This is a genomic window from Pseudofrankia inefficax (genome assembly GCF_000166135.1).
Lineage (GTDB): Bacteria > Actinomycetota > Actinomycetes > Frankiales > Frankiaceae > Pseudofrankia > Pseudofrankia inefficax.
This window is the reverse complement of record NC_014666.1, coordinates 3,188,339-3,204,343: the sequence shown is the minus strand read 5'-3', so window position 1 is coordinate 3,204,343 and position 16,005 is coordinate 3,188,339. Positions and strand designations below refer to the sequence as shown.

Annotated in this window: 13 protein-coding genes; 3 read left to right on the top strand and 10 right to left on the bottom strand. The window is 72.2% G+C overall.

Annotated elements, in window-relative coordinates; translation table 11 throughout:
* Window positions 1-192: 192 nt before the first annotated feature.
* The 8 genes from FRAEUI1C_RS13075 to FRAEUI1C_RS13040 all read right to left on the bottom strand — a co-directional run bounded on the left by FRAEUI1C_RS13075 (window position 193) and on the right by FRAEUI1C_RS13040 (window position 9,369).
* The gene (locus tag FRAEUI1C_RS13075; RefSeq protein WP_013423775.1) at window positions 193-1,470 is read right to left on the bottom strand and encodes an ABC transporter ATP-binding protein; all 1,278 of its coding nucleotides are present in this window, start codon (window positions 1,468-1,470) and stop codon (window positions 193-195) included.
* Complete coding sequence (locus FRAEUI1C_RS13070) at window positions 1,467-2,351, bottom strand: carbohydrate ABC transporter permease (RefSeq protein WP_232425410.1); 885 nt, start codon at window positions 2,349-2,351, stop codon at window positions 1,467-1,469. Before FRAEUI1C_RS13070 ends, FRAEUI1C_RS13075 begins: the two co-directional genes overlap by 4 nt.
* A 4-nt stretch (window positions 2,352-2,355) precedes the next feature.
* Window positions 2,356-3,297, bottom strand: a complete 942-nt coding sequence (locus FRAEUI1C_RS13065) for a carbohydrate ABC transporter permease (protein ID WP_013423773.1) — start codon at window positions 3,295-3,297, stop codon at window positions 2,356-2,358.
* A gap of 42 nt (window positions 3,298-3,339) precedes the next feature.
* Window positions 3,340-4,716, bottom strand: a complete 1,377-nt coding sequence (locus FRAEUI1C_RS13060; protein ID WP_013423772.1) for an ABC transporter substrate-binding protein — start codon at window positions 4,714-4,716, stop codon at window positions 3,340-3,342.
* Window positions 4,716-5,552: an MBL fold metallo-hydrolase gene (locus tag FRAEUI1C_RS13055; RefSeq protein ID WP_013423771.1), complete on the bottom strand. Its 837-nt coding sequence runs from the start codon at window positions 5,550-5,552 to the stop codon at window positions 4,716-4,718. Before FRAEUI1C_RS13055 ends, FRAEUI1C_RS13060 begins: the two co-directional genes overlap by 1 nt.
* Window positions 5,553-5,755: 203 nt before the next feature.
* Window positions 5,756-6,745 (bottom strand): LysR family transcriptional regulator, encoded by a 990-nt coding sequence (locus tag FRAEUI1C_RS13050; RefSeq protein ID WP_013423770.1) that lies wholly within the window; start codon window positions 6,743-6,745, stop codon window positions 5,756-5,758.
* A gap of 125 nt (window positions 6,746-6,870) precedes the next feature.
* Complete coding sequence (locus FRAEUI1C_RS13045) at window positions 6,871-8,319, bottom strand: MFS transporter (RefSeq protein ID WP_013423769.1); 1,449 nt, start codon at window positions 8,317-8,319, stop codon at window positions 6,871-6,873.
* A 237-nt stretch (window positions 8,320-8,556) separates the two neighbouring features.
* Window positions 8,557-9,369 carry an amidohydrolase family protein gene (locus FRAEUI1C_RS13040; protein ID WP_013423768.1) on the bottom strand — a complete coding sequence of 271 codons (813 nt, stop codon included), beginning with the start codon at window positions 9,367-9,369 and terminating at the stop codon, window positions 8,557-8,559.
* Window positions 9,370-9,598: 229 nt separating this feature from the next.
* Between FRAEUI1C_RS13040 and FRAEUI1C_RS13035 the strand changes: the two genes are divergently transcribed.
* Window positions 9,599-10,687, top strand: coding sequence for a cytochrome P450 (locus FRAEUI1C_RS13035; protein WP_232425408.1), 1,089 nt, complete (start codon window positions 9,599-9,601; stop codon window positions 10,685-10,687).
* Window positions 10,688-10,727: 40 nt separating this feature from the next.
* On the top strand, window positions 10,728-12,263 hold the full coding sequence (locus FRAEUI1C_RS13030; protein ID WP_013423766.1) for a cytochrome P450: 1,536 nt from the start codon (window positions 10,728-10,730) through the stop codon (window positions 12,261-12,263).
* Here FRAEUI1C_RS13030 and FRAEUI1C_RS41630 read toward each other — a convergent pair.
* Entirely contained in the window at window positions 12,231-13,253 is a 1,023-nt protein-coding gene (locus FRAEUI1C_RS41630; RefSeq protein WP_041259268.1) for an LLM class flavin-dependent oxidoreductase, read from the bottom strand. The genes FRAEUI1C_RS13030 and FRAEUI1C_RS41630 overlap by 33 nt on opposite strands.
* A 406-nt stretch (window positions 13,254-13,659) precedes the next feature.
* On the opposite strand from FRAEUI1C_RS41630, the gene FRAEUI1C_RS13020 reads away from it, so the two are divergent.
* A complete protein-coding gene (locus FRAEUI1C_RS13020) occupies window positions 13,660-14,052 on the top strand; it encodes a VOC family protein (RefSeq protein WP_041260714.1) in 393 nt (130 codons plus the stop codon).
* 319 nt (window positions 14,053-14,371) lie between these two features.
* Here the strand turns inward: FRAEUI1C_RS13020 and FRAEUI1C_RS13015 are convergent, their stop codons facing one another.
* Window positions 14,372-15,688 carry an HNH endonuclease signature motif containing protein gene (locus FRAEUI1C_RS13015; protein ID WP_041259261.1) on the bottom strand — a complete coding sequence of 439 codons (1,317 nt, stop codon included), beginning with the start codon at window positions 15,686-15,688 and terminating at the stop codon, window positions 14,372-14,374.
* Window positions 15,689-16,005: the final 317 nt, after the last annotated feature.

The following is a 16,005-nucleotide window of genomic DNA, read 5'->3' as shown; positions in this document are numbered from 1 at the left end:
ACGCCACCCGGCCGCCGCCGGGTAAAAGTAACGATGAGGTAAAAGAAGACCGGCGGGCTCCAGCGCATACGGACGGTCGATGGCGGGCACCGCGGGGCAACCAAATGTTTTCTATCACGCAACCAGCCGGTCGAATTCTGGCGCGCGAATGTTCGCGGCCCGGGCACCCCGGTGGGGCGCCCGGGCCGCGGTTCAGTGCTCGACGGCCCCGGCGGTCCGCTCGTCCAGCCGCCGCCCGCTGTCCGGGTCGAACAGGTGCACCCGCTCGGCCGGGACGCGGACCCGCACCGGGTCCCCGACCGCGGGCACCCGGTCACGGCCGGGGAGGCTCACGGCCCACGGGGTGTCCTCGCCAGGGCTCACGCAGGTCACCACGGTGCCGTCCCCGGTGAACTCGACGACGTCCGCCACACCACGCAGCACGACCCCATGATCAGCCGGGGCAGCCGGCCCGTCCGCCGGCTCGGTCAGCCCGTCCGCCGGCTCGACCAGCCCGTCGGCCGGCCGCCACCCCAGCAGCACCGGCCCGGGCCGAGGCCCCTCAGGCAGCCTCGCGGCCAACCCCGGTCCGGTCAGTACCGGCCCGGGGTCACTCGGAGTCACGGCGTGCAGGTTCATCGGGGGGCTGCCCAGGAACGTCGCGACGAAGGTGTCCGCCGGATATCGGTAGACCTGCTCGGGCGGCCCCGTCTGCACCACCCGGCCGCGGTTCATGACGACGAGGTTGGTGCCCATCGACAGCGCCTCGAGCTGGTCGTGGGTGACCAGCACGACCGTGTTGCCGAGCTCCCGGTGCAGCCGGACCAGCTCGGCGCGGGCCCGCTGGCGCAGCTGCGCGTCGAGGCTGGACAGCGGCTCGTCCAGGAGCAGGACGGCCGGGCGGCGCACGATGGCCCGGGCCAGCCCGACCCGCTGGCGCTCGCCGCCGGACAGCTGCCGGGGCAGCCGGCGGCGCAGGTCGCTCAGGCCGAGCCGGGCGCAGACCTCGGCGACCCGGCTCTCGATCTCGTCGCGGCTCGGGCCGTGGCGCCGGTCGTGCCGGGCGGCGAGCCGCAGGCCGAACGAGATGTTGCGCTCCACGGTCATCTGCGGGTACAGCGCGAAGTCCTGGAAGACCATCGCGACGCCGCGCTCGCCGGCCGGCAGCCCCGTGACGTCGGCGCCGTCGATGACCACCCGACCGGCGTCGGCCGTCTCCAGGCCGGCGATGACCCGCAGCCCGGTGGACTTCCCGCACCCGGACGGCCCGACCACGACCGTGAACGAGCCGGCCGGGATACCGAGGTGCGGCACGTCGAGCGCGGCCCGGCTGCCGCCGTAGCGCTTCACCACCCCGGCCAGCGTGATCCCGTCGGGCACGGGGGCCAGCGCCGGACTGGCGCTCGCGCTGTCAGCCTGGGTCGTATCCGGGCTGTCAGGCACGCTTTCAGCCGCGCTGCCAGTCGGGTTGGTGGTCGCTGTGTACGTCATCTCAGTCCGCTATGCATGAAGGCGTCGGTGACGCGGCGGGAGGCGAGGAAGTAGACGGCGACGATCGGCAGCGTCGCCAGCATCGAGCCGGCCAGCAGCGGCCCGTACTCCGGGCCCTCCTGGGTCAGGAAGATCGCCAGGCCGGGCTGGATCGTGGCGTGGTCGACGTCGGGGGCTGCCAGGCTCGGCCACAGGTACTCGTTCCAGGCGCTGATGAACAGCAGGATCGAGACCGCGCCCAGGGCCGGGCGCAGCATCGGCAGCGCCACCAGCCGCAGCACCTCCCCCGGCCGGGCGCCGTCGAGGACGGCCGCGCCCAGCACCATCGGCGAGATCGCCCGGATGTGGTCGCGCAGCAGGATCACCGCGAGGCCTGTGCCGCACAGCTGCGGGAGGATCAGTCCCGGGAAGGTGTTGCGCCAGCCCAGGTGCGAGACCATCAGGAACAGCGGGATGACCAGCGACTGGGTCGGCACCAGCAGCGTCACCGCGGTGAGCGCGGTCAGCACCCGGTGGGCCCGCGGCGGGAACCGGACCAGCGCGTACCCGGCGGGCACGGCGACCAGCAGCTGCAGCAGCGTGACCCCGGCCGCCATCACCGTGGTGTTGAGCAGCAGGCGCCAGACCGGGAAGGCCTGGGTCGCCACCCGGTAGTTGTCGACGGTCGGGGGCAGCGGCAGCGGGTTCTGGTCGAAGATCCCGCCCGGCGTCTTGAACGACGCCAGCAGCGCCCAGAGCACCGGCAGCACCATGATGGCCACCGCGACCAGCAGGAACCCGTGATGAACGACGGCCCGGACGACCGGCCGGGCCCGCAGGGCGGCCGACGAGCGTAGCGAGGCAGGCGCCAGCGCCGGCTTCGTGTCCCGGGTGACAGTCACAGCACTAACCGATGGCATGCTGCCTCCGCCTGGTGACCAGTGCCCCGAGCCCGAGCACCACGGCGAGCCCGCCGGTGATGACGACGGCGGCGGCCGAGGCCGTGCCCGCGTCGAAGAAGGTGAAGGCGTACGTGAACAGCCGGTAGTAGAGGTTGTCCGTCGCGCCGTCCGGGCCGCCCTGGGTCAGCACGGCGACGTTCGCGAAGATCCACGGCCAGACGACGACGAACGACAGCATCGCCAGCAGCACGACCGTGCGCCGCAGGTGCGGCAGCACGAGGTGCCGGGTGATCTCCCACTCGGTCGCGCCGTCGAGCCGCGCCGCCTCGACCACCGAGCGGTCCAGGTTCGCCAGCGCCGCGCCGAACAGGAGCACGTTGAGCGCGACGACCTTCATGGCGGTGATCAGCACGATGACGTAGAGCGCGCTGGACGGGTCACCGAGCCAGTTGCGCGGGCCGAACCCGAACCAGCCGCCGACGACGTTGACCAGCCCGGACAGCGGGTCGAGCAGGAACTGCCAGGTGATGGCCGTGGCCACCGGCGCCACCACGACCGGCAGGAACAGCAGCGTCCGGTAGATCTTGCTGACCCGGCCGGGCCGCTTCCACAGGGCGATCGCCAGCGCCATCGGCACGACGGTCGCGAACGGCAGCATCTCCAGCGCGTAGGTCAGCGTGTTCCAGCCGGCCTGGTGGAACTTCGCCTCGTGCGCCAGGCGTGAGTAGTTCGCCGTGCCCAGCCAGGAGGGATGGGGCGCGGTCAGGTTCCAGCTCATGAAGCTCAGGACCCCGGTGAACACCAGCGGCCCGTACACCCAGACGAGCAGCGTGACGATCAGCGGGGCCAGGTACAGCCACGGGCGGGCGCGGTCGCGCGGCCGGACGAACGGGGGAGCGTGGCCCGCGCCACGCTCCCCCGCCGCCGTCAGAGACGGAGAACTCATCCGATCACTTCTGGCCGAGTCGCCGAGTCACTGCCGACCCAGTCACTTCTGGCCCAGGACGCCACGCACCTGGGTGGCCACCGACGACAGCGTCGACGCCGGGTTGGCGCCGCGCAGCACGATCGGCTCGACCGCGTCGTCCTGCAGGGCGACGACGGCCTGGCTGGCGTTCTTGCCGGCGAACGACTGGTAGGGGCTGACGTTGTCGAGCTGCTTCAGGGCCGGGGACAGCAGCTTGTTGGAGGCGAAGAACGACTGGAGGTACTTGGGGTCGGTCGCGAGCTCCGGCCGCAGCGGCAGGTAGCCGATCTTCGAGGTGATGATCGTGAAACCCTCGGCGGAGGTCAGGAACTTGATGAACGTCCACGCGGCCTGCTGGTGGGTCTTGTCCTTCGCCAGGACGGCGAGGCCGGCGCCCGAGTAGGTCGGCGCCGCCGGCTTGCTCCCGAAGCTCGGGAAGCCGGTCGTGCGCAGCTCGAACTTGCCGGTCGACGCCTTCAGCAGGCTGGCCGAGACGGCGGTGCTGCCGACGAGCATGCCGAGCTTGCCGGCGGAGAAGGCGGCGACGGCGCTGGTGGCCGTGATCGCCGGCTGCGCACCGGAGGTGGTCAGGTCCTGCATGGCGCCCAGGGCGCTCACCGCGGCGGGCGAGTCGAAGGCCGGCATGCCGTCGGAGCCGATCTCCCGGCCGCCGTTGCTGGCGATCACGGACTGGGTCAGGTAGTCGGACTTGCCCGAGTCGACGACGGCGAAGTACGCGCCCTCGGCACCCGCCTTGCTCTTGATGGCGAGCGCGTCGGTCTTGAGCTCGTCGATCGTCGTCGGCGGCTTCTCGGGGTCGAGACCGGCCTTCTTGAACAGGTCAGCGTTGTAGAAGATGACCGGGATCGAGATCGTGTACGGGACGGCCTTCACCTTGCCGTTCACCGCCACCGCGGACAGCAGGTTCTTCGAGAACCCGGCCATCGTGGTGTCCCAGTCGGCCTTGGTCGGGATGTCCTGGACCGGCACGATCGGCAGCAGCTGGTAGGCGGCCGCCATCTTGCTCCAGCCGATCTGGGCCACGTCCGGCGGCGTGCCGGCCGCGGTGTCGGTCTGCAGGTGGGTCAGCACGTCGGCGACCGCGACGCCCTGCGGCTTGATGGTGATGTTCGGGTGCGCCTTCTCGAACGCGTCGATCAGGGCCTGGGTGCCCTGGCCGCCGATGTCCGGCGTCCCGTAGTTGTAGGACAGGAAGCTGATCGTGACCTTCGGGTCGGCCGTGCTCGTCGCCGCCGCGCCGGTCGAGGACGACGCGGTCGTCGAGCCGGTGGTCGAGCCGCCACAGGCGGCCAGGGCGGCCAGCGAGGACGCGGCCACCAGGGCGACGGTGGCGGTCCGTGCCCGCCCGAAACGGCGAGTCAGACGCTCTCGGTGCATCAACGGGTCCCTCCCGCGGGACGTATGTCGAAGGATCGGCCGGGGGCGGCGAGGTGCACCGGGCCCCCGTAGGAGCGCTCGGCGTCGGCCTTGCGCGCCTTCAGCCAGGTCTCGTCGGCGGTGATGAAATGGGTCAGGACGAGCTGCGCCACGTCGGCCGCGGCGGCGACCTCGCCCGCCTCGGCCGCGCAGAGGTGGCCGTGCGAGGTCGTGTCGGGCTCCTCGAGGGTCGCCTCGGTGAGGAACAGGTCGACGTCCTGGGCGAGCGGAACGAGGTCGGGGGTGTACGTCGTGTCCCCTGTGAAGGCAAACGACCCTTCGGGGCTCTCGATACGCGTCCCGCAGTTCGGCAGCGAGTGCTTCGTCTGGTGCATGGTCATCTTGCAGTCACCGACGGTGAAAACGTCCGCAGGCTCGTACTCATGAAGCTCGAACGCGACGTCGAACGAACGATCCAACATCGGGAACGACGGAACAGGAAAGGCCGAGGCGAGGATTTCAAGTCTCGCGCGGCCCCCCTTCGGGACGTACAGAGGAACCGGAGGCCACTCCATCCGTGCCGCGTCCCGCAGGGTCGGGAAACGCTCCGGGTCACGGAGCCGGCCGGACAGCAGTGTCTTGCCGAGGGTCAGCAGGTCATAGCAGTGGTCCGCGTGCAGGTGACTGATTATTATGGCGTCGAGATCACTCGGGTGCGCGATGGAGCTGAGTGCCGTGGCCGCCCCCGGACCACAGTCGAGCAGAACTCGGGCCGACCCCGTCGAGACCATGTAGCTAGAGCTGGCCTGGCCGTCCGCGGGCATTCCCTGACGACAACCCAAAACGGTTAACCGCATACTGTTCACATTTCTCTAGATCCGGTGCCAGCCGACCTTGGCCTGTCGACTCCGGGGAAATGCTCCCAGCGCGGGTACGTGTCTACAATCGCGATTTCATGATGGGACGATCGCACATCCGAATTCGGTTTGTTTACCTTTCGTCCGTCGGCGCGTCACACCGGCGTCGGGCGGCGCTGCCCCGCCGGTGGTATACGCGGGCGTTACGCGTCCCGGTCCTCGTCCCCAGGCCCGGCGGCGCCCCGCTCGACCTCGCCGCCCTGGGCCGGGACGCGGACCGTCCGTTCCCCGAGCTGCGACGGGAACGGGGCCGCCGCCTCCAGGCTGGTGAGGAACGCGCCGACGGCCGGCTGCGAGTCCGGGCGCCAGACCGCGCGGACGCCGACCCGCGGGACCGGGTTGACGATTCTGATGGCGACCAGGTCCTCGGTCGGCCGGCGCGGCCGCGCGTCCGAGATGAAGGCGACCGCCTGCAGCGCCTCCACCATGACCGCCGTCGACCCGGCGTCCTCCACCTCGGCCGCGACCGTCAGCGGGATCCCGCACCGCTCCGCGGCGGCGAACACCGCGTCGTACATGGCGGGGCTGCGTTCCCGGCGGGGCAGCACGATCGGCTGGTCGGCGAGCTCGCGGAAGGCGACCTCCTCCCGGCCGGCCCAGGGATGGTGGCGGGTCACCATCGCGGACAGCGAGGCGGTCGACACCCGACGGGTCAGCAGGGGCTTGGGCGGGAGACTGGAATAGACGAGCGCCACGTCGATCCTGCCCTCGGACACGGCCGAGAGCTGGGGGCCGCTGAGGCCTTCCCAGAGAGTGGTCGACAGTCCCGGGTAATCCCTGGACAGGCGCCGTAAGGTCGGGCGCAGAACCTGCTGGCCGGCGGCGAAGTTGAAACCAATCGTGATCTTTCCGACCCGGCCGGAGGCGGCCTCGCGAGCCGTCTCCACGGCGCGGCGCGCGTGTTCGAGTACCTGCTCGGCCTCGGCGCGAAAGGCGTGCCCCGCCGGGGTCAGCCGCACGTCGTGCGAGGTCCGGGCGAACAGTTCCACGCCGAGCTGGCGTTCGAGACGCTGCAGCTGCTGACTCAGCGTGGGTTGGCCGATGAACAGCTTGGCGGCGGCCCGCCCGAAATGCCGCTCGTCCGCGACCGCCAGGAAATACACCAGGTGTCTGAGTTCCAGCTTGGTCTCCATCACACCTCCCGCCCCGACTGTAGGCAGGCCGGTGCAACCGCAGATGAAGCGGACATGGAGAGAAGCTGGCTTCCTGACGCGACGGCCTTGCCCGCGCAGTGGTATTCGTCTCACGACCAGCCGCGTCATCCTCCCCGCGCCGGTGTATTCGGGAGCAGTTGGACCAGCGCCGCGACGACCAGGCTCAGCGCCGCGAGCAGGAGCAGACCGGCGCCGAACGCGTCCGCGATCGACCCGCCCGCGTGCCGGGCCGCGAAGAACACCGCGCCGATCACCGCGACGCCGATCGAGTTCCCCACCTGCTGCGCGGAGGCCAACACGCCGGATCCGGCGCCGGCGACCGCCGGCCGCACGCCGAGCAGCACCCGGGAGATCAGCGGGCCGGTCACGAGGCCCTGCCCCGCGCCCTCGACCGCCAGGGGCAGCGTGACCCAGAGAAGGCCGCCGCCCGTCCCGTGCGCGCGGACGACCCCCCACAGCGCCAGCAGGCCCAGGACGCGCAGCCCGGAGCCGAGCGCGAGCCCCTGGCGCCCGAGCCGGGCGACCACCCGGCCGCCAGCCAGCGACGTCACCAGGAACCCACCGCCGAGAGCGCTGAACACCAGCCCGGCGCGCAGTGGGCTCAGGTGCCGCCCGTCCTGCAGGTACAGCGCCAGGACGAAGAACCAGGAGGCCACGGACGCGTTGAACACGACGACGTTGACCAGGCCGACGACGAAGGTCCGCCCGGTGAACAGGGCCGGCGGCAGGATCGGGCTGCCGCCGCGCGCCGCGATCCGCCGCTGCGCCGCGACCAGGACCGCGAACAGCACCGCCGCCACGACCAGGCAGCCCCACGACCACCAGGGCCAGCCGGCGCCCGGCCCCTCGACGAGTGGCAGCACGACGGCGACGAGCGCGGCGGTCACCAGCGCGGCCCCGACCAGGTCCAGCCGCGGCCGAACGCCCGTCGGCCGGCCGGCCGGCACGTGACGGCGGGTGAGGGCGAGCGCGGCGACGCCGATCGGCACGTTCACCAGGAAGCAGGCCCGCCACCCGAGACCGGCCACGTCCGCGGCGATCAGGCCACCCCCGACGATCTGGCCGGCGACCGCCGCGCCGCCGAGGGTCAGCGCGTAGCAGGTGTAGGCGCGCGCCCGCGCGGGCCCGTCATAGGCCAGGTTGAGGATCGCCGAGACCTGCGGCACGAGCGCCGCCGCCGCCAGCCCCTGCCCGGCCCTGGCCGCGATCAGGGCCGCCGTGCCGTCGGCGACGCCGCACAGCACCGACATCCCGGTGAACAGCGCGAGCCCGGCGGCGAACACCCGGCGGCGCCCGAAGCAGTCGCCGAGGCGTCCTCCCAGGATCATCGCCGCCGCGAACGCGAGGTTGTACGCGGTGACCAGCCACTCGAGGCTGTTCGGCCCCGCGTGGAAATCGCGCTCGATCGCGGGAATCGCCGCGTTGACGATGAAGATGTCGAGCACGACCATTCCGGTGCCGGCCAGCACGACGGGTAAGAACGCCCGCCCGGGCAGCTGGATATGCGCGGGCGCGGTGCTCGGGCTCTGAATCTCGGACGCCGTCGCCGACATCCCTTCATCATGGCCGCCGGATAGTGGCCGTCCAGCCGCGGCGGCGCCTATCGATGGATCCATCGCCAATCGATGGGGGTAGAACGGCGCGACCTGACCCGCAACCATCTCCCAGGTGAACGGCGGACAATATCCGCGGGTAATTCCCGTACTAGGCGCCGGTCAACGCCGTCCGGCCGGGAACCATCGTCCGGGAGCGCCCACGCTGGACGGGCGCCGCCCGCCGGACCGGGGTGCTCACAGCGAGAAGACGCGGCGGGCGTTGCCGGCCAGGAACAGCTCGCGGGCCTGCTCGTCGAGCCCCAGATCCGCCAGGTGCTCCAGCGCCCGGGCGGGCGTGATCATCGGATAGTTCGAGCCGAAGAGGACCTTGTGGCGCCCCCGACCGCGCAGGTAGTCCACCAGCTCCGCCGGGTAGCGGCGGGTGGTGTAGGCGCTGGTGTCGATGTAGACCCCGGCGTGCTTGTCGGCGACGGCGATCATCTCGGTGGTCCACGGGTAGCCGATGTGCCCGCAGACGATGGTCAGCTCGGGGAAGTCGAGCGCGACCTGGTCGATGTACGGGATGGGCCGCCCGGTCTCGGACGGGCGCAGCGGGCCGGTGTGGCCGACCTGGGTGCAGAAGGGAACGCCGAGGTCGACGCAGGCCGCGTACAGCGGGTAGTAGAGCCGGTCGGTCGGCGGGAGCTGCCACAGCCAGGGCAGGACCCGCAGCGCCACGAAGCCGAGCTCCCGCACGGCGCGGCGCAGCTCCCGCACCGCCTCGACCGGCCGGGTGAGGTCGACGCCGGCCACCCCGCGCAGGCGTCCGCCGGACTGGGCGACGAACCCGGCCACCTCGTCGTTGCTGATCAGCGGTCCCTGCGGCCCGTACCAGGCGGTCGTGAGCCCGATCTCCACGTCGGCCGCCCGCAGCTCGGCGAGCGTCGCCTCGACCGGCGGCGCCTCGATCGGCGCCTCGCGCCCGGTCCACCTGCGCAGGGGCTCGAACATCTCATGGTTGGCGTGGCGCAGCGTCGGGTGCTGCAGCCACGCGTCGATGACCGGCACGGCCGTCCCCTTTTCTCGCCGACCGCCCGGCGGACCGAACGGCGGCCATCGGCGGCATTCTGACGGAATTACCCTAAGGCATCCGTGCCGAGAGAGGGGCGTGGACGTGTCCACTGCGCCAGAGGTTGTCTTCGACGCTTTTCATCCCGTGCACCGGTCGAATCCGTATCCGCGGTACGCGGCCGTCCGTGAATTCGCCGCACTGTACCCGATCAGGCCGGATATTCTCATGGCGACCCGGTACGAGGAATGCTCAGCGGTCTTCACGGACGCGCTGTGGGGCCACGGCTATGAGGACGGCATCAACCCGTTCCGCCCGGGGGTGGCGCCCGACGACGTGCCGGGCTCGATGGTGCGGATGGACCCGCCGACCCACACCCGGGTTCGCGGGCTGGTCAAACGCGCCTTCGTCCCGCGCACCACGGAGGGGTTGCGCGGCCGGATCGAGGGCCTCGTCGGCACGCTGCTGGACGCGGCGATCGAGGCCGGCGAGGTCGACCTGATGGAGGCGTTCGCGCGGCCGCTGCCGCTGACGATCATCGGCGACCTGCTCGGCATCCCGCCCGCGGACTACCCCGAGGTCCAGAAGTGGTCGCTGGAGATCGTCCGTGGCACCGACCCGGACATCCTGCAGTCGCCCGAGTGCCTGGCCCGCCGGTCCGAGGCGATGCTGGAGTTCGAGGCGTACTTCGCCGGGCTCCTCGCGCTTCGGCGCGCGGACCCTCGCGAGGACATGCTGACCGGGATGGCCGCGGCCGAGGACCGCGGTGAGCTGACCGGCCGGGAGGCGCTCGGGCTCGCGTCGGGGCTGCTGATCGGCGGGTATGAGACGGTCTCCGACGTCATCGGCAAGGGTGTCGTCGCGCTGCTGCGCAACCCCGACCAGATCGCGCTCTGGCTCGCCGACCCCGAGCTGGCCGGGCCCGCCGTCGACGAGCTGCTCCGCTACGAGCCGCCCGTGCAGTTCACCCACCGGGTCGCGCTGGCCGAACGCGAGGTGGCCGGGCACACGTTCGCCCGCGGCGAGGGCATCGTCATCCTGACCGCCGCCGCCAACCGGGACCCGGCCGTGTACACCGACCCGGAGCGCCTCGACATCACCCGGTTCGCCGGCCGCAGCCCCGCGCCCCGCCACCTGTCGTTCAGCGAGGGCCTGCACTACTGCCTCGGCGCGCACCTCGGCCGGCTGGAGACGCAGCTGGCGGTGGACACGCTGCTGCGCCGCTCCCCCGCGCTGCGGCTCGCCGGCGAGCCCGTCTGGCGCGACACGGTCGCCATCCACGGGCTGGACACGCTTCCGGTCCGCCTCCGGAACTGACCGCCCGCCGGTGCCCGGACCAGGCTTCCCAGGGAGACCCATGAGCGCCCATGAAACGGCGGCCGGCCCGGCCGTCGCAGCCCAGCCAGCCGCCACCCAGCCCGCCATCGCCGAGCAGGCCGCCACCACCCAGCCGGCCACCACCCAGCCGGCCATCGCCCGGCCAGCCGCCGCCCAGCCCGCGGCCACCCGGCCAGCCATCGCCCAGCCCGCCATCGCCCAGCCGAGCGGCGCGTCCCATGGCTACGCGCCCCACGCCTACGCGCCCGAAGTCGTCTTCGACGCGTTCGACTCCGAGCACTGGCCCAATCCGTATCCCCGTTACGCGGTCGCTCGCGCGGCCCGGCCGCTGTTCCCCACTCCCCTGGGCGTGCACCTGGTGACCCGCTACGAGGACTGCGCCGCGATCCTGCAGGACGACACCTGGAGCCACGCGCACGAGGCGCAGCTGTTCCATCCCGGCGTCGACACGACGGACCTGCCCGCGTCGTTCCTCTGGATGGACCCGCCCGACCACACCCGACTGCGCGGGCTGGTCAGCAAGGCGTTCACCCCGCGCACGGTGGCCGCGCTGCGCCCCCGCGTCGAGCGGCTCGTCCGGGAGCTGTTCGACGCGATCCTGGCGGCCGGCGAGACTGGCGACGCCGGTGAGGCCGACGCCATCACCGCGTTGGCCTACCCGCTGCCGCTGACGGTGATCGCCGAGCTGATCGGCGCGCCCGCCGCCGACCACCCCGACCTGCAGCGATGGTCGCGGGCGCTCGCCCGCGGCTTCGACCCCGACCCACTGTTGACGCCCGAGGAACGGGAGGGGCGTTCCGCGGCGGCGCGGGAGTTCGTCGCCTACTTCCGTGGCCTCATCGCCTGGCGGCGCGCCGAGCCGGCCGACGACCTGATCAGCGAGCTGGCCGCCGTCGAGGAGCGAGGCGACGTCCTCACCGAGGACGAGGTCCTCGCGACCTGTGTCACCCTGCTGGTCGCCGGGCACGAGACGAGCGTCAACCTGGTCGCCAACGGGCTGCTGGCGCTGATCCGCCACCCCGACCAGTACGCCCTGCTGCGCTCGTCCCCCGAGCTGGTGGTGCCGGCCGTCGAGGAGATGCTGCGGTACGACTCGCCGGTGCACCTGACGACCCGCCTCGCGCATCGGCGGACCGAGCTCGCCGGGCGGACGTTCGAGGCCGGTGACGGGGTCGCGCTGCTCTTCGGCTCGGCCAACCGGGACCCGGCGGCGTTCCCGGACCCGGAGCGGTTCGACGTGACCCGGTACGCGGGCCGGTCGCCGGCGCGCCGTCATCTCACCTTCAGCCTCGGCATCCACTACTGCCTCGGCGCGCCGCTCGCCCGGTTGGAGATGGAGCTCGTGCTGCGGGAGCTGCTGCGGCGGGGCCTCACGATGACGCTGCTCACCGACCGCCTCGCCTACCGCCGCAACCTCGTCCTACGCGGCCTCGCCAGCCTCCCCGTCCGCTTCGAGGAGCCCGGCGTCCCGGCGCCGCGCCTGGCGGCTGGCCGGGGTTCAGGGCGCCTGGCCGGCCGGGGCTCAGGGCAGCGGGCCGGCCTCGATCCGTCGTAGCGCCGCGGCGTACTCGTCCGGCGCTGGCCGGAACCCCTCCAGCCACCAGGTCGCCCCGGCCGCGCCGATCGACTCGACCGTCTCGCGTGCCTCGGCCGGCTGGTCCGGCCTGGTCCGGCCGGTGATGACCACATCGAAGGTATCGGTGCTGGGGTCGAGGCCGGGATCGGTGCCGGGATCGGTGCCGGGAACGATCCCAGGGCCGGCGCTGGGATCAATGCCGGGGCCCATGCCGGAACCGGCGCGGGGGCCGCGACCGGGGCCGTGGTCGGGGCCGATGCCGGGGCCGATGCCGGGGCCGGAATCGATCCCGGCCCCGGTGCTGGTCCGCTGCTCCCGGACCGCCGCGACGATCTCGGTGACGACGGCCGGGGTCGGGTTCCAGGACCCGTCCTCCGGGCCGACCACCATCGGCACGACGCCGTCCCACCGGGCTGCCCGCCGCAGCGGCCGGCGGGCCGGCCAGTTGCAGCCGATCCAGACCGGCGGCCGCGGCCGCTGCACGGGTGTCGGCTGGAACGTCACGTCCAGGGCGGTGATCTGCTCGCCGCGGAAGTCCACCCGCTGGCCGGACCACAGCCCGGCCAGCACCTCCAGGCCCTCGTCCAGCCGCCGCGCGACGACCTTGGGCGCCACCGGCTCGCCCCAGGTGCCGAACTCCGCCGCCAGCGTGAACCCCAGCCCGGCACCGAACACCAGCCGCCCGCTGGAGAGCCGGTCCAGCGACGTCGTCTGGCGGGCCAGAGTGCCGGGCCGCCGTCGGGCCACGGCGGTGACCAGCGGGCCGAACCTGATGCGTTCGGTGGCCAGAGCCACCGCGGTGAGCACCACCCAGGGGTCGGCCACCTCATGTGTCCCATACGGGAAGACCACGTGGTCCCAGACGAAGAAGCCGTCCCATCCGGCTTCCTCGGCCCGGCGGGCCAGCTCGGCGACCCGACGTGGATCCGCGAACTCGTCGAGATTCGGCACAGAGATCCCGTAACGCACGCGGGGATGGTACCGACGGCGGCCCCGCGGCCGGGAACCGCTCACGCCAACGGTTGCCACCAATCGGCCCGACGGGCGGTGCCGCGCGTCGGCCACGCGATCGGCGCACCACGTCGACCACGCAGGCGGTGCCGCCCACCGTCGCTTGGCGGTGTTCGCCAGTGAGCCGATCGGGTGGTGCCGCTCACCGCCACCCGAACGGCGCGCGCCCATCCACCACGCGGGTGGCGCACCACGTCGGCACGAAGGCGGGATTCCATCCCCCCCCCGCGGGACGACGTCGCCGATCGGCCTCGCGGACGACGCGGCCCATCCCGCTCGCGGACGGCGCCCGCACGTGGACCTCGTCGGCGCGACGTCCGATTCGTTCAAGCCAGCCCGGGACCGGTGCCCCTACGGTCTACGCATGCCTACGTTCTCACTGACCGGAATCGTGGTGTCCGACATGGCGCGGGGCCTGGCGTTCTACCGCCGGCTCGGCCTGGAGATCCCGGCGGCGGCCGACACGGAGCCGCACGTCGAGGTGACGACGCCGAACGGACGCCTCGCCTTCGACACCGACGCGACGATCCGCTCGTTCGACCCCGACTGGCGTGCGGGCACCGGCTCGCCCCGGGTCGCCCTCGCGTTCGCCTGCGCCGACCCGGCCGAGGTCGACAAGGTCTACGCCGACCTGACCGACGCCGGCTACACCGGCGAACGTCCGCCGTGGGACGCCTTCTGGGGCCAGCGATACGCCACCGTCGCCGACCCCGACGGCAACCACGTCGACCTGCACGCCCCGCTCGCAGGCGCCTGAGGCTGGCCCTTGGCCCTGAGCAGCGCCCCGGTAGGCCAGCGGATCGATCGTGACGAGCCGTGCCTGCGTTGTCGCGACCAGGCCCGGCGGGCAAGGATGTCGAGGCGCCGAACATCTTCGCCGACAGCAACGGCATCACCGGTCGATCGTCCGAGAGCCGAAGATCTCAACTCCAATAGAACACTCAAACCACCAGACCCAGCTGAGCGGATCGACCTTCTCTCTGAACGATCATGTACCCACGATTGCGCGAAGAATGCCAGGGAGCCCAGGACCACTCCGATACCGTCTTTCCTGTCCCGTCACCTCTGGCTGGCAGTCAGAATGGGTATCGGGTACCCGAGGAAACGCGCTGGTTAGGGATGGTGGGCGGAGTCGGTCGAGAATTGACACAGGCGGTCGCGCACGCGGCGGTCTGACTGTTCGCTTCCTCCTGGTTGGTGGTCGTGTCGGTGGTGTAGGTCCGGCCGGTCGGGGCGGTCCAGGTGAACACGCCGGGCCGTGGTTGGTGCAGCTTCCAACCGCCGCGATGTTTTGCGGTGTGATGCCGTCTGCAGAGGAGCCCGAGATTGTCCAGCGCGGTGCGGCCGCCGTGGGAGTGGGCGGTGGTGTGGTCGAGGTCGGTGTGGGTGGCGGGCATGCCGCAGCCGGGGAACACGCAGCGGGTTTGTTGGTGGCGGACGAGGCGGGCGAGGGCTGGGGTGGGTGTTCGGCGGTGGCCGAGGTCGAGGACGGTGCCGGTCGCGGGGTCGGTCAGGACGCGTCGCCAGCGGGCGTCGGCGGCCAGTGCCCGGCCGACCTCGGCGGGGATCGGGCCGTAGCCGACGAGTTCGGCGGGGTTGTCGTCCAGGCCGGCCAGTGTGCCGACGGGGGCGATGACCTGAAGCTCGACGCTGACGTGCTCACGGCGGTTGCCCAGGAGCAGGGCGGTCAGGACGTCGGCGCGGCGGGCGTCGATCGGCCGGACGCCTCCGTCGGTGTGAAGGTCGGTGTGGGCGTCGGTCCTGGCGATGTGGTTGATCCGGTCGTAGATCGCCTGGGCGTCCTCGGCGGCGAGGATCGCGGTCAGGCAGGCCGTGCCGTCCTGCAGGGACTGGATGGCGATGCCGCGCTGGGTGTGGGCGTGGCGGCGGCGTTTCGCCGCGGCGTCCGGGTCGAGCCGGGCGACGAGGCGGTGGATCTTGCGACGCCACCGGGGTGGGGACGCCAACCGGCTACCAGCGAGCATCGCCGCCTCAACGACCGCGCGCTGCCCGTCGGTGAGGCAGGTCGTGAGCTGGTGCAGCGCGGCCAGCCGGGTGTGATCAAGCATCCCCGCGGTCAGGTCGGCCAACGCCGCGGGGAGTCGGTTGGCGATCTCCCACGCCGTCGCGAGTCGGCCCGACATCGTGCGCGGCGACTGTCCCAGCGCCGCCGCCAACTCATCGGCGACGAACGGCGAATACGCGTCACCACCCTCCCCGTCCCCCACAGCGGGGTTCGCCGGGCGCTGACGGGCCAGCTGCACCTGGACGTGGATCGCCACCCCCTCCAACCGAGCCGTCAACCGCGCGAGCCGCCCCGCCAACGCCACCGTCGCCGACGCGTCACACGAGCCCAGCCCAGCCAGCACCTCATCGAACACCCCATCGACCAACCCCAACCGCCCGAGAAGATCATCGACCACCTCGCCAGCGGGCACCGAAAAACCGCCGGCAACCGGAGAACCAGCGGGATCGCGGTCAGACGTTGGCGGGCCGGCGGTAGACAGGCTATCGGCGACGCCATCGCCGATAAGCCGGGTCGTCGCTTCAGCACCTATCCGCGCCCCCGCGAATCGGGCATCAGCCGCACGCCCGCTGCGGGGAAATTGGCCATCGGGCAACGGACTGTCGGGCGGCGGATCACGGCCGTCCAGCGAATCGAACATGCGCCCACAATAGCGCCTTTCCGGAAACGCGCAACCGGCCACAA